The following is a 13,228-nucleotide window of genomic DNA, read 5'->3' on the forward strand; positions in this document are numbered from 1 at the left end:
TTCGCGAGTATATTGGGGCGTTTTCCCAAAGCTTGGCCGCGAATTGCGTCCGATCCGGCGCCGGTCTGGCGGATCAGACCAGCTTCGCTTTCCCGCAACGCAGCGCGTTGACCCGCGCGTCGGCCTGTCCGACGTGCACGCCGAGCAGTCCGGTGAGGTCGGCGATCACGGTATCGACCACGGGCGCGGCAAGCGCGACGCCGTCGGCGACGGCGGAGCGCAGCGCGTTGAGGTTGAGCCCGATGCCCAGCACATTGACGCGAAGTTCCATGCGGTCAGCAAGCGATCGGGCGGCACCCGCGACGATGCCGCTGCTCGACACGGTCTTGACTTGCCCATCGTCAATATCGCGGCGCGAAAAGGCGACCGGCTTTTCGGCGAGGTCGGACAGCACCAGTTCGGCCTCGGCGTCAACGCTGGCCAGCGGCAGTTTCACCACGCGCGCCGGAGCGGGATCGAGCGGGCGCTTCATATCCTGGAAATCGGCGGCGTCGACGGTGCCGATCGCCAGCATGGCGGGCGAGGTCACCACCGCGAGCGACACCGCCGCGCTGCTGTCGGGACCACAATCGATCTCAGAAATCCGCGCCGATGCCGAGCCCAGTTCGGCGAGCACCGGGACGTGGACGCTGGCAAGCAGGGTCTGGACCCTCGTGTCGATCTTCAGCCGTACCTGCGCGGTGCGGACGACGACCTGATTGGTGTCGGTCACCGCAATCAAAGGCGAATGGGCTGGCGGCTCGCCGACGAGCAGCGCGATGTCGATGCCGGACCCGCCAGGCAGCGCACTCGCGACCGAAAGGTCGACCTGGCGATTGGCGTTGCTCAGCAACAACATCGCGCGCAGCAGGCTGAGCGCATTGACCTTGACGGGGTTGGCGGGGTCGACGCGGATGCTCGACGAGCGCGGCCCCAGATCGATCGCGCGCGACGGCAGCAGGCTGCGCGGCAAGGCGCGTCCGGCGATATGTTCGAGCACCCCTGCGGCTTGGCCATCCGATGCGCTAGCCAGCGCTGATACGACCTGCGGCAGCGTGACATGGCTGTCGAGCGTCTGGCCAAAGGTCAGCACATCGGCATCGATCTCGGTCCGGAGCGCCTCGGAAAATGCGAGCAAGTCGATGTCGGTGCTGGCGAGAGCGTTATAGTCCATGAGCGACAGGCTGAGCACGCTGCCGGTCAACCCCGACAACAGCGCGTTGGGAAGGCCGCCGTGCACCGCAGCGACGCGCGACCCGAGCGAAAAGGCCGCGTAGCCGCGCCGCGCGCCGGTGGCCGTGGCGCGGATGACGGTGTCGCTCTTGCCGGTCAGGAAACGGCCGAAGTAGAGCGGGCGGTTGCGGGTCAGGCTGATCTGCACGGCGTTCGCTGACGCTCCTCCGGGCGCGAAACGCTGCTCGGCCGCCACGGTCCGTTCGGGCGTATAGGTGCCTGTGGTGAGCGCTGCGATCTGGATGCCGCAATCGCAATTGGCGGCAATGATCCGCTCGGCCGCCGCCCGCTCCTCGCCCGGTCGTCCGGCTGCCGCCATCGCAGCGGCGTCGGCGATACCCTGCAGTTTCCGCCGGTCGAGGTAAAGCGAGCCGACATCGACCGCGAGCGCCGCGGCACCGATCAGCATCGTCATCGCGAAGGCGGTCGCGATGCTGATTCCCGCGCGGCGGTCGCGGACCAAGCCGCAAAGGAACGGGAGCAGCGCCACGGTCAATCGACCGGCAATTCAAAGGTCGCGCGCGACCGAATGACATTGGTCGGCGACGGGACCAGCGCCGAACGCAGGAAGCTGTCCGGCGGAGCGGTAAAGGCGACCGCAACCGTGATGGCTTCGTTCGTTTCGGACACCGCGACGCTATGCGAGCCGCTCACCGATTGCAGGCTCCGCGCAACCGCGCGCGTCGCCACCGCCCTGCGATCGGCGGCATCGAGCCCGACGATGGCGGCGCGTGCACCGTCGTTCGCCGCCTGCTGGACGCTGTGCGCGAGCATGAAATATTGGCCATAGACCAGCATGCCCGTCAGCAGCATGAGGAGCAGCGGCAGCACCAGCGCCATTTCGACGATGGCAGCGCCGCGCTCCTCGCGCAGCAGAGTGGGGCCGGGCGGAGACGGACGGCGGGCGGGCCGCGGCAAGGCAGGGAAAGCTGTCATGGCCGCCAGCATGACGGTCCGAAATGAAAGCGGCGTCGAGATCGCCCGACGCCGCTTTTGCGTATTTTACATAGCATTTGCGTGCAGTGCAGCGGCCTTGTCGGCGGTTTGCGCCATTCCTTGACTCAGCGCTAACGACGGGCGGTCGTCGCCCGTCGCAAATTGCGCTTATTGAGCGGTCTCCAGCTTGTCCTGGGTCTTGAGGTCAAAGTCCGATGCGTCGTGGCGTTCGCGAAGCTGACTCGCCGGATCGCCGGTAACGCGATTGACCATCCGCCCGCGCTTGACCGCGGGGCGCGTGGCCAGTTGGTCGGTCCAGCGCTGTACATTCTTATATTCATGCACCTGCAGGAACTCGCCCGCGTCATAGACCAGCCCCTTGGCCAGCGCGCCGTACCAGGGCCAGATCGCCATGTCGGCGATGGTGTAGTCGGCGCCCGCGACATATTCGCTCTCCGCGAGGCGCCGGTCGAGCACGTCCATCTGGCGCTTCACTTCCATCGCATAGCGATTGATCGGATATTCCTGCTTCGTCGGCGCATAGGCGTAGAAATGGCCAAAGCCGCCGCCAAGGAACGGCGCGCTGCCCATCTGCCACATCAGCCACGACAAGGTCTCTGCACGCTTCGCGGTCTCGGTCGGCAGGAAGGCGCCAAATTTTTCGGCAAGATGAATCAGGATCGCCCCCGATTCGAACACGCGGTTGGGCTCGGCGCCGCTGCGATCGACGAGAACAGGGATCTTGCTGTTCGGGTTCGCCGCGACATAGCCGCTCGAAAACTGATCGCCCTCGCCGATGTTGATCAGCCACGCGTCATATTCGGCGCCGCTATGACCTGCCGCCAGCAGCTCTTCGAGCATCACCGTGACCTTCACCCCATTGGGGGTGCCGAGCGAATAGAGTTGCAGCGGATGCTTGCCGATGGGCAGATCCTTGTCGTGCGTCGGCCCGGCGATCGGGCGATTGATGTTGGCAAAGCGTCCACCGCTATCCTTGTCCCACGTCCACACTTTTGGCGGCACATATTCGGCTTGATCGGTCATCGCGGAGCTCCTGCACTGAATTTCATACTGAACGGTATTTAAAGATCGATGCCATCGCCGTCCACCCCTAGCCGGTCAAATAATAATTGCCGCACGTAAAGCTGCGACCTGAGTCGTGTCATAGCCGAGTTCGGCCAGGATCGCGTCGCTGTGTTCGCCGACTTGCGGCGCGCGCGTCGAAGCGACCTTGTCGCTGCCCGACAAACTGATCGGCGCCCGAATGATGGGCGCGCCGCCGGGCGTTCCCGGATAGTCGGCAGGCTCGACGAGCCCCATTGCGGCCACTTGCGGCTGCGCTAACGCTTCGGCTGCGCGCAGCACCGGCGCTGCCGGAACGCGGGCCGCGCCCAGTTCGGCGATGGCGTCAGCGCTGCTCCGGTCGATGCACCATGCCTGCATGATCGCGCTCAGCGCTTCGCCATTGTCGCCGCGCAAGATATCGCTGGCATAGCGCGGATCGTCGATCAGTTCGGGCCGCCCGACCAGATTGGCCCAGCGGGCAAAGATGCCGCCGCCGACGATCTGGGTAACGATCCACCCATCACACGTCCGAAAGATGTCGGTCGGCCCGGAGCTGTAACTCCGATTGCCGATCGGCTGACGCTCGACGCCGTTGAGCGCATGATCGATCGCCAACGCGTTCGAAAAGGCAAGCGCGGTGCCGAGCAGCGACCCCGAAACGCATTGCCCCTTCCCCGTCGTTTCGCGCTCACGCAGCGCCAGCATGACGCCAAAGGCGGTGTGCAGCGCGGTGCCGAAATCGACGTAATTGACCTGCGCGCGATAGGGCTGATCGGGCGTCCCGGTCAAATGTACCGCGCCCGACATCGCCTGTCCGACCGCATCGAAACCGACGTTCTGCGCCAGCGGCCCCTCGCTGCCGAATGCCGACGCGGTGGCAAGGATGATCCGCGGGTTGATCGCGGACAAGCTCGCGAAATCGAGCCCCAGCTTAGTCAGCGCGTCGTGCGGCAGGTTGGCGACGACGACATCGGCGGTTTCGACGAGCTGCCGGACAATTTTGCGTCCTTCGGGGCTGCCGGGCTTCAGCGTCAGGCAGCGCTTGCCGCGGTTCATCTGCAGGAACATCGCCCCCGATCCGTCGTCGGCCACCGGAACCGTGAACCGGTCGTCATTGCCGCCCGGCGCCTCGATCCGGATGACGTCGGCGCCATAGTCGGCGAGCAGGGCGGCGCAATAGGGACCGGCGATATAGCGCCCGAAATCGAGGACTCTTATTCCCTTGAGCGGCACGCTTCACTCTCCCCATTGCTGTCTTTGGGTCGGGCTAGCAGCCGCCTGTCGAGCGTGCCAGCGCCTTCGTCGAAACCTGTCGCTTGCATGTTCGTTACAGCATCATATGGTCGGCACATAATTTCAAACGGGGATAATTTCATGGCGCGCTTCGCTCTCGCCCTTGCGGCGACTTTGGCTTGTTCGACTTCGGTTTTTGCCCAGCAGGCGACACCAGCGCCCGCCGCGGATGCGAAGGCCGAGAAATGGGACGTCAACGCGCCGCCGGGGATGGCGACGCGCAAGGTGCCGATTGCCGTCGATGAAGGCAGCTGGATGAACGTCGATGTTTCACCCGACGGCCGCACCATCGCTTTCGACCTGCTTGGCGACATTTACACCATGCCGATCGAGGGGGGCACCCCGACGCGCATCGCCGAAGGTCTCGCGTTCGAGCATCAGCCGCGCTTTTCGCCCGACGGCAAGCGCATCGCCTTCGTCTCCGACCGGGGCGGCGGCGACAATATCTGGCTGATGAATCGCGACGGCAGCGGCAAGGTGCAATTGAGCAAAGAAGATTTCCGCTTACTCAACCAGCCAAGCTGGTCGCCCGACGGGCAGTTCATTGTCGCGAAGAAACATTTCACCACGGGCCGCTCGCTCGGCACCGGCGAGGTGTGGATGTACCATGTCTCGGGCGGCGCCGGCGTGCCGCTGGTCAAGAAACCCAATGAGCGCCACCAGAAGGAGCTCGGCGAACCGATCTTCGCCGCCGACGGCAAGAGCGTCTTTTACACGCGCAATGTCACCCCCGGCCCGATCTTTGAATATGCGCAGGACAGCAACACCGACCTGTTCCACATCGAACGCTATGATTTACAGGCAGCGAAGGTTACCACTGCGGCGTCGGGCGATGGCGGGGCGGTGCGCCCCACCCCTTCCCCCGATGGCAAGCGACTGGCGTTCGTGCGCCGTGAAGCGACCCAATCGAAGCTTTATGTGAAAGATCTCGCTTCGGGGATCGAGCGCAAGGTTTATGATGCGCTCGACCAGGATGTGCAGGAAACCTGGGCGGTCACCGGCGTCTATCCGAACATGGCGTGGACTCCCGACAGCAGCGATATCGTCTTTTGGTCGGGCGGAAAGCTGCGCCGCGTCAGCAGCCAGGGCGGCGACGCGCGGATCATTCCGTTCAGCATCAACGATGACCGCGTGATCATCGACGCCACCCACCCGGCGGTCGAGGTGGCACCGGACAGCTTTACGACACAGATGCCGCGCTGGGCCGAGGTGTCGCCCGATGGGCGTAGCGTCGTGTTCGAAACGCTCGGCAAGCTGTACATCAAGCCCGCCAGCGGCGGCACCGCGCGGCGACTGACCGCCGCGAGGGACGATGCGATGGAGGCATGGCCAAGCTGGTCGCGCGACGGCAAGTCGCTCGTCTTCGTCCGCTGGACCGACAGCGGGCTCGGCGAAATTCACATCGTCGGTGCAGGCGGCGGCGCATCGCGCAAGCTTACGACCGTTCCCGGCCATTATGCCGAACCGCGTTTTTCTCCGGACGGCAAGACAATCGTGTTCGAGCGGCGCGGCAGCGGCGGGCTGACCTCGGCGCGCTGGAGCGAGGACACCGGCGTCTATCGCATGGCGGCGAGCGGAGGCTCTGCCGAACTGGTCAGCCGCGACGGCGCAAAGCCGCAATATGGGGCGACCAACGACCGTATTTTCATGGTGACCGCGGGCGACGGCAAAAGCCAGCTCGTCAGCACCGACCTCAGCGGCCAGGACAAGCGCACCCATGCTAACGGCGAACTGGTCAGCGACTATGAAATCTCGCCCGACGGCGGGACGCTGGCATTCCGCCAGAACTACGACGCCTATGTCACCCCGCTGATGCCCGGCGGGCAGGACGTGTCGCTCGGCACCAAGAGCGGAGCCTTGCCCGTAACGCGGGTTAGCGGCAGCGGCGCCGAATATATCCATTGGTCCGACGGCGGTCGACGCCTTCACTGGAGCCGGGGGGCGACGCTGTTCAACGCCGACCTAGCGCGTTTGTTCACCAATGCGCCCGCCGACGACAAGGCACCCAAATTCACGCCGCCGACCGATGGCGTCTCGCTCGCCATGACACAAACGGCGGCCAAACGCCGCGGCACCGTCGTCATCACCGGTGCGCGCATCGTCACCATGGCGGGCGCCGACGGCGGCATCATCGACAATGGCGCGATCGTCATCGAGGGCGACCGTATCACTGCGGTCGGCCCGCTCGCGTCGATCAGCGTCCCGACGGGCGCCGTCACCGTCGATGCAACAGGCAAGACGATCGTCCCCGGCTTCGTCGATGCGCACGCCCATGGCAGTCACGGCGATGACGAACTGATCCCGCAGCAGAACTGGTCCGAAATCGTCAATCTGGCGATGGGGACCACGACCAGCCACAACCCCTCGTCGCGCGCCTCGGAAATCTTTGTGTCGTCCGAAATGCAGCGCGCCGGGCTGATCCTGGCGCCGCGGATCTTTTCGACCGGCGAGATCATTTATGGCGCCAAGGCGGCGGGGGTCTATGCCGAAATCAACGGCTATGACGACGCGCTGGCGCATGTCCGCCGCCTGAAGGCGCAGGGCGCGCATAGCGTCAAAAATTACAACCAGCCGCGCCGCGATCAGCGCCAGATGGTCGTCAAAGCGGCGCAGACCGAGGGGATGCTCGTCGTTCCCGAGGGCGGCTCGCTCTACACGATGGACGTGTCGTTGATCCAGGACGGCAATTCGACCGTCGAGCACAATATCCCGCTCCACACCTTCTACAAGGATCTGGTGCAGCTGTGGGGGCAGACGCAGGTCGATTACACCCCGACGCTGGTCGTCACCTACGGCGGCCCGGCAGGCGACCCCTATTGGCGCGCGCACACCAATGTATGGGAGCATCCGATCCTGACCAGGCACATCCCGCCTGCCCAGCTCGCCGCGAACAACAAGCGCCGCACGATCGCGCCCGAGGGCGACTATGTCGACGATGATTCGGCGCGCGAGGCAGGAAAGATCGCCGCCGCAGGACGAATGGTGTCCATCGGCGCGCATGGCCAGCAATCGGGGCTTGGCGCCCATTGGGAAATCTGGTCGTTCGTGCGCGGCGGGTGGAGCAATATCGACGCGCTACGCGCCGCGACGATCATGCCCGCGACCTCGCTCGGCTATGGCAAGGATGTCGGATCGCTCGAAGCGGGCAAGCTCGCCGATCTGCTGATCCTCGACGCCGATCCGACGCAGGACATTCGCAATACCGAAAAAATACACCGCGTGATGCTGGGCGGGCGGCTGTACGATCCGCTGACGATGAACGAGGTCGCGACGGGCAATCGCACGCGCGCGCCCTATTGGTGGGAAGCCGAAAAGCCCTGATTGGGACGCCATCGGGCGGCGGACGCGCGAAATTGTGACGAGAGGGTTGCAACTCGCGCGAGCCGCCGCTAGGGGCGTCACCTCTCAGCGAGGAGAGTTGGCTGAGTGGTCGAAAGCGTCGCACTCGAAATGCGAAGTGCCGGCAACGGTACCGAGGGTTCGAATCCCTCACTCTCCTCCATTTTTCCCTGATTTGACCACCAGCGGACATCCGCCCCGGCATCGCTGCCGGGACGGTCGAACGGACTACATGCGAATGTCGGGTAGCGAAGGTGCGGTCAGCGATGCGACGATCGCGCCAACGATCAGGAACAGGACGACCGCGACGATGATCACCACCATGGTGTAGCCCATCGCCTTGTCCTGCGGCACTTTCATCAGGATCGGTAATCCCAGATACAGAAGGTAGAGGCTGTAGAGGCCGAGCAGGCCCAGGATCGCAAGCGCCGGGATCAGGCCGAAAACTCCGGCGAGCCATCCCGCGGTTGCCGAATAGGCCGCGACCTTAAGCGCCTGCACCTGGTTCTTCTGCCCGCCGAAATTCGGCGCCAGCCCATCAATAACCAGCGCGAGGGCGAAGGTCGTCGCCAGCGCCAGGCCGTAAGACAAGATCGCCGAAACCAGCGCGGTCCCGATCGGCGGGTGGAAGCTGATCCCGAATGCGCCGTAACCGAACACCTGCCCGCCGATGAACTGGGCGATCGGTCCGATCGCCGCCAGCACCAGCACATAAGGCATATAGATCGACTGGGTCGTCGCGGGCTCGGCGTCGATGACCGCCCAAGTCTCTTTCGGTTTGAGGATGATGTTCTTGGCCCGCTCGATGATCCCCGCTGCGGGGCTCGGCGGTGGGTTGCTCGTCGGAATGTCGCTCATGCTCTGCCTTTCCCTGTTGCAATCAACACGGCCCGCAATCCAGCCCGGTATTACCGGCGGCCGAGCAGACAGCTTAGCTCGGCTCGCGCCAACATCTGTAACGCGTATCACAGCCGGGATTCGGCCCACCGGCGGGCAAGCGAGTGTAACAGGGTTGAAACGGCAGGGAATAGCCATAGATTAGGTCGTGTTGACAAAAGATTTCAGCCATAGTCGCATGGCGGCGAGGTTGAGGAAGCTCTCGAACGAGAGCAGGGTTTTGTCATAGCGTGTTGCAATGCGTCGTTGCTGTTTTAGCTTGCCGAACATGCGCTCGACGCGGTTGCGGTCCTTGTAGCGGCGATAGTCGGGATGCTCTGGCACCTTGCGGTTCGAGCGAGGCGGGATGATCGGCAGGATGCCCCGGACCAGCAGGCTTTCCCGGAAGCGATCACCATCATATCCCTTGTCCGCGAGCAGCGCCTTGGGTGTGGCGACGGGGATCGCCATCAGCGGTTCGGCAGCAGTGTAATCGGAAGCCTCGCCGCCGGTCAGGATGAAGCCGACAGGCAGTCCTTGATTGTCGCAGCGGGCGTGGATTTTGCTCGTAAAGCCGCCGCGTGATCGACCAAGAGCGTTCGCACAAGCCCCCCTTTTCCGCCCGCTGCCGAGACGTGGCCGCGAACGCTGGTGCTGTCGATCATGTGTTGCCAGTCGTCGGTTAGACCCAGATCGACCAGTGTTTGCAGCAGGGCATCCCAGACACCCTGTTCGGCCCAGCGCCGGAAGCGGACATAGACCGAGTTCCACTTGCCGTAGCGCTCGTGCATGTCGCGCCAGGGGCAGCCGACCCGCAGCACGTGAAGCATTCCATTGAGGAACCGCCGGTTATCGCCCGCCGGCCGCGCCCAACGACCGCGCTCAGGCGGCAGCAGCGGCCCAATCAGATCCCACTCCGCTTCCGACAAATCCCCGCGACCCATGACTGCTCCTCAAAAAGCAGTCTTGAATCAGAAGTCGACGCGATTGGGAATCCCTTTTGTCAACACGGCCTAGGCACATGATTTCCAAATCTTCCTCCGACCATCATGGGGCGGTAACGGCACCGCTGATCGGTGCTGCCAGCTTCGCGCCCGGCGACATCGTGCGGCACCGCATGTTCGATTTTCGCGGCGTCGTGTTCGACATCGACCCGGTCTTTGCGAACAGCGACGAATGGTATGAAGCGATCCCGGAGGAAATCCGTCCGGCGAAAGAGCAGCCCTATTACCATCTGCTCGCCGAGAATGGCGATTCATCCTATATCGCTTACGTCAGCCAGCAGAATCTGGTGCCCGACGCCGAAGGCGGGCCGATCGATCATCCGCAGATCGACGCGATGTTCGAAGGGCTGGACGACGGCCGTTACCGCGTCCGCGCCATCCATCGCCACTGATGGTCAGGCTTTGAGCTTCCAGCCCGAAGCAAGCAGGCGATAGGTCAGCAGTCCCAGCACGATATTGACCGCGATCAGCACCGCGATTGCGGTCAACACCGGGTTGCTGATCGTCGAATCGACCGTACCGATAAAGCCGTAGCGAAAGCCCATGATCGCGTAATAGACGGGATTGCCGTGCGCGACGGTCTGGAACCAGGGCGCCAGCCGGTCGACCGAGTAGAAGGTGCCCGAAAGCAGCGCGAGCGGGGTGACGACGAAATTGGTCACTGCGGCGGCATGATCGAATTTCTCTGCCCACACCGACGTAATAAGGCCCAGAAACCCGAGCATCGCGGCACCGAGAACCCCGAACACCGCGACCGCCCAAAAATGCTGAGGCGCCACGCTGACCCCCGGCCACAGCGTCATCGCGAGCCACAGTGCGATCCCGACAAGGATAGCCCGCGTGATCGCCGCGCCGATCAGCGCGATGATCAACTCACCCACCGCAAGCGGCGGCATCAGATAATCGACGATCGTGCCCTGGATCTTGCCGACGAGTAGCGAAAAGCTGGAATTGGCAAAGCTGTTCTGCAGCATCGCCATCATGATCAGCCCCGGCGCGATGAAATCGGCGAAGGGAACCCCGATCACTTCGCGGCCCGCGCCGCCCAGCGCCACGGTGAAAATGACCAGAAACAGTAGCGTCGTGATCGCGGGCGCCCAGATTGTTTGCAGCTGGACCTTGAAAAACCGCCGCACCTCCTTGACATATAGCGCCTGCATGCCGGGCACGTTGAGCGTCCGGATGTGCGGCACTCCCGGTTCGGCAAAGGGCGGGGTTGCCGCGAATTTGCTCGAGTCGGGTCGCGAAATTTGGGGCTGGTCGTTCATGGCGTTCTCGCCTATCGCCTCCCCGATCTTACCGCAAGCTGGGCAGTGGCGCCGATCCGCAGGGATCGCATCGATGACCGCGACATCACCCGCGGCGTGGAATGATAAGGATTTGAATATGTCTTGGACCGATGAGCGCATCGAAAGCCTGCGCACCATGTGGGAAAAAGGGCTGACTGCCAGCCAGATCGCCGACGAATTGGGCGGGGTCAGCCGCAACGCGGTGATCGGCAAGGCGCATCGCCTCGGTCTGAAATCGCGCCCCTCGCCGGTCAAGGCGACCGACAAGGTCAAGCCGGTGAAAACCGCTGCCCCTGCAGCGCCCAAGCCGGCGGCGCCCGTCGCCGCCCCGCGCGCCGCTGCACCGGTGGCGCCGCGGCCCGCCGCACCCGCGCCGCCCAAGTCCGAAGCACGACCGACGGTCGATACGCCGACCGCCGACGGATCGGTGGGGGAACAGCCGCCGAAGAGCGACCAGCCGCGTATCGTGTCGATCGGTCCTGGCGGCTTTATCCGCCAAGGACCTGGCGATCAGCAGGCGCCGATCCCGCCTGCGCCGCCGCGCCGTCTGGTGCCGGCCAAGCCAAGCCCGGAAATCGCGGACAAAACCAGCCTGCTTGACCTTAATGACCGTATCTGCCGCTGGCCGATGGGGCATCCGGGCGAGCCCGATTTCCATTTCTGCGGGCAGGCCGTGAACCCCGGCTTCCCCTATTGCGTCGAGCATTGCGGCCGCGCCTATCAGGCGCAGTTGCCGCGCGGCACGCGCCGTCCGCCCCCGCCGCCGCCGTTCGGAGGTCCGCGCGTACGATAGGGCGCGTTCGGTGAGGCCGTTCGCTCAGGAGTTCGAGTTCGCGCGCGCGCTTGGCCTGCAAATGGTCGAGCGCGGCGACGGGCGCTGCGTGATGGCGATCGACGTCAATCGCCATCAGCATTTCAGCCCGCAAGGTGCCGCGCACGGCGGTGTTGCCTATTCACTGGCGGACACTGCGATGGGGGGTGCGCTGACCAGCGTGCTCGACGCCGATCGATGGTGCGCGACGCTGGAGATCAAATTCAACTATCATGTCCGTGTCGGTGAAGGGCGGCTCACCTGCGAGGCGCAAGTGCTGCACCGCGGCAAACGTGTCGCCAATATCGACGCCAAACTATATCAGGGTGGCCGCCTGGTCAGCAGCGCGAACGGAAATTTCGCGATCTTCGCGGCACCGACGCCCGAATAGCCAAAAGGCGCCGGATATTTCGATCCGACGCCTTTCAACTACTTATTTTCAATAGTTTAGAAGCGGAAGCTCAGCGTCCCGCGCACGCTGTGGGTGCGGAAATGGTCGCTGCTGCGCTTCATGTCGGTCCCGCCACCATTGAGCAGGAACGGGTTGGTCGCGGGTGCCGTACCCTGGCCGACATTGACGACAAAATCATTGTCCTTGATGTCGGTGTACAGATATTCAAGCCCAACCGCGATGTTGTTGGTCACCATGATTTCGGCGCCGCCGCCTGCGGTATAGCCCCAGCCGTTGGTCTTGCCGTTGTCGGCAAAGCTGTTGGCGGTGTTGCTCGTGGTGAAGCGGTTATCGAGACGGGCATAGGCGCCGCCACCGGTCACATAGAACAACGCGCCGCCACCGGGGGTGTAACCGGCGCGCAGGCGGGCATTCGCCTGATAATCGGCTTCACGGCTGAAGGTGTAGCTCGCCGGCGTGGTCGAAAATGCGGTGACGCTGTCGCGCGCCACGCTGCGACCGCCCTCGATCACGGCGCCAAGGACGAAATTGCCCATGCGCTTGTCAAAGCCGAACCGGGCGAAATATTCGGGGCCGTCCTTGTCGTTGCGGCAATTGAGGTTGGCGGTACTGGTGGCCGCACCATTACAGAAGCCGGTCGAGAAGGCGTTGGCGCCGCCAACGGTCGTGACCTGGTCGCCATAGGTGCCATCGCGGTTGGTATCGAACAGCACGGTTTCGCCGCGATCGCTGCCTTGCAACGTGCCGCCGCCGCCAATGCTGATGTAGGGACCGTCAAAATCCTGTGACGGGTCGCGGTCCTGCGCGAAGGCCGGGACGGCGACGGTGCTGGCCGCCAGAACGGCGAGGAGAGAAAGAGCTTTCATGTTTTACTCCGCTTTTTGAATGACTTTTTAGTCACCCGCCAAACCCGTCCTGCTTGCCCAAAGTTCCGTCGACACACAAAAACGGGACGAATCGAGTGCCTGCGGTCCGGTTCGCATCGCCCGAA

Annotated in this window: 11 protein-coding genes, 1 tRNA gene and 1 pseudogene; 5 read left to right on the top strand and 8 right to left on the bottom strand. The window is 64.0% G+C overall.

Annotated features, from left to right (window positions below; translation table 11 throughout):
• Positions 1–73: 73 nt before the first annotated feature.
• The 4 genes from SPYCW_RS06980 to SPYCW_RS06995 all read right to left on the bottom strand — a co-directional run bounded on the left by SPYCW_RS06980 (position 74) and on the right by SPYCW_RS06995 (position 4,446).
• Positions 74–1,702: a TadG family pilus assembly protein gene (locus SPYCW_RS06980; RefSeq protein ID WP_120216192.1), complete on the bottom strand. Its 1,629-nt coding sequence runs from the start codon at positions 1,700–1,702 to the stop codon at positions 74–76.
• A 2-nt stretch (positions 1,703–1,704) separates the two neighbouring features.
• Complete coding sequence (locus tag SPYCW_RS06985; protein ID WP_120218158.1) at positions 1,705–2,148, bottom strand: TadE/TadG family type IV pilus assembly protein; 444 nt, start codon at positions 2,146–2,148, stop codon at positions 1,705–1,707.
• 168 nt (positions 2,149–2,316) lie between these two features.
• On the bottom strand, positions 2,317–3,192 hold the full coding sequence (yghU, locus tag SPYCW_RS06990; RefSeq protein WP_120216193.1) for a glutathione-dependent disulfide-bond oxidoreductase: 876 nt from the start codon (positions 3,190–3,192) through the stop codon (positions 2,317–2,319).
• A 75-nt stretch (positions 3,193–3,267) separates the two neighbouring features.
• Positions 3,268–4,446 (bottom strand): CaiB/BaiF CoA transferase family protein, encoded by a 1,179-nt coding sequence (locus tag SPYCW_RS06995; RefSeq protein ID WP_120216194.1) that lies wholly within the window; start codon positions 4,444–4,446, stop codon positions 3,268–3,270.
• Between the two features lie 141 nt (positions 4,447–4,587).
• Between SPYCW_RS06995 and SPYCW_RS07000 the strand changes: the two genes are divergently transcribed.
• Together SPYCW_RS07000 and SPYCW_RS07005 are read left to right on the top strand one after the other, a co-directional pair.
• On the top strand, positions 4,588–7,827 hold the full coding sequence (locus SPYCW_RS07000; RefSeq protein WP_120216195.1) for an amidohydrolase family protein: 3,240 nt from the start codon (positions 4,588–4,590) through the stop codon (positions 7,825–7,827).
• 91 nt (positions 7,828–7,918) lie between these two features.
• Positions 7,919–8,008 (top strand) — tRNA-Ser (locus tag SPYCW_RS07005).
• A 65-nt stretch (positions 8,009–8,073) separates the two neighbouring features.
• Here SPYCW_RS07005 and SPYCW_RS07010 read toward each other — a convergent pair.
• Both SPYCW_RS07010 and SPYCW_RS07015 read right to left on the bottom strand, forming a co-directional pair.
• A complete protein-coding gene (locus SPYCW_RS07010) occupies positions 8,074–8,703 on the bottom strand; it encodes a Yip1 family protein (RefSeq protein WP_120216196.1) in 630 nt (209 codons plus the stop codon).
• Between the two features lie 180 nt (positions 8,704–8,883).
• Positions 8,884–9,665: pseudogene (locus SPYCW_RS07015) on the bottom strand (IS5 family transposase).
• A gap of 77 nt (positions 9,666–9,742) precedes the next feature.
• Here SPYCW_RS07015 and hspQ point away from each other — a divergent pair.
• Positions 9,743–10,117, top strand: coding sequence for a heat shock protein HspQ (gene hspQ / locus SPYCW_RS07020; protein WP_120216197.1), 375 nt, complete (start codon positions 9,743–9,745; stop codon positions 10,115–10,117).
• A gap of 3 nt (positions 10,118–10,120) precedes the next feature.
• Here the strand turns inward: hspQ and SPYCW_RS07025 are convergent, their stop codons facing one another.
• Positions 10,121–10,993 (bottom strand): ABC transporter permease, encoded by an 873-nt coding sequence (locus SPYCW_RS07025; RefSeq protein WP_120216198.1) that lies wholly within the window; start codon positions 10,991–10,993, stop codon positions 10,121–10,123.
• A gap of 118 nt (positions 10,994–11,111) precedes the next feature.
• Here SPYCW_RS07025 and SPYCW_RS07030 point away from each other — a divergent pair, with 118 nt between their 5' ends.
• Together SPYCW_RS07030 and SPYCW_RS07035 are read left to right on the top strand one after the other, a co-directional pair.
• Entirely contained in the window at positions 11,112–11,807 is a 696-nt protein-coding gene (locus SPYCW_RS07030) for a GcrA family cell cycle regulator (protein WP_120218159.1), read from the top strand.
• 10 nt (positions 11,808–11,817) lie between these two features.
• Positions 11,818–12,216 carry a PaaI family thioesterase gene (locus tag SPYCW_RS07035; RefSeq protein WP_120216199.1) on the top strand — a complete coding sequence of 133 codons (399 nt, stop codon included), beginning with the start codon at positions 11,818–11,820 and terminating at the stop codon, positions 12,214–12,216.
• 56 nt (positions 12,217–12,272) lie between these two features.
• Here SPYCW_RS07035 and SPYCW_RS07040 read toward each other — a convergent pair whose 3' ends face one another.
• Entirely contained in the window at positions 12,273–13,103 is an 831-nt protein-coding gene (locus tag SPYCW_RS07040) for an outer membrane protein (RefSeq protein ID WP_120216200.1), read from the bottom strand.
• Positions 13,104–13,228: the final 125 nt, after the last annotated feature.

This window comes from Sphingopyxis sp. EG6 (genome assembly GCF_003609815.1).
Taxonomy (GTDB): Bacteria; Pseudomonadota; Alphaproteobacteria; order Sphingomonadales; family Sphingomonadaceae; genus Sphingopyxis.

Coding starts and splice junctions, on each gene's coding strand:
- SPYCW_RS06985 (WP_120218158.1), bottom strand. CDS start 2,148: ATGACAGCTTTCCCTGCCTTGCCGCGGCCCGCCCGCCGTCCGTCTCCG.
- yghU (WP_120216193.1), bottom strand. CDS start 3,192: ATGACCGATCAAGCCGAATATGTGCCGCCAAAAGTGTGGACGTGGGAC.
- SPYCW_RS07000 (WP_120216195.1), top strand. CDS start 4,588: ATGGCGCGCTTCGCTCTCGCCCTTGCGGCGACTTTGGCTTGTTCGACT.
- SPYCW_RS07010 (WP_120216196.1), bottom strand. CDS start 8,703: ATGAGCGACATTCCGACGAGCAACCCACCGCCGAGCCCCGCAGCGGGG.
- hspQ (WP_120216197.1), top strand. CDS start 9,743: ATGATTTCCAAATCTTCCTCCGACCATCATGGGGCGGTAACGGCACCG.
- SPYCW_RS07025 (WP_120216198.1), bottom strand. CDS start 10,993: ATGAACGACCAGCCCCAAATTTCGCGACCCGACTCGAGCAAATTCGCG.
- SPYCW_RS07030 (WP_120218159.1), top strand. CDS start 11,112: ATGTCTTGGACCGATGAGCGCATCGAAAGCCTGCGCACCATGTGGGAA.
- SPYCW_RS07040 (WP_120216200.1), bottom strand. CDS start 13,103: ATGAAAGCTCTTTCTCTCCTCGCCGTTCTGGCGGCCAGCACCGTCGCC.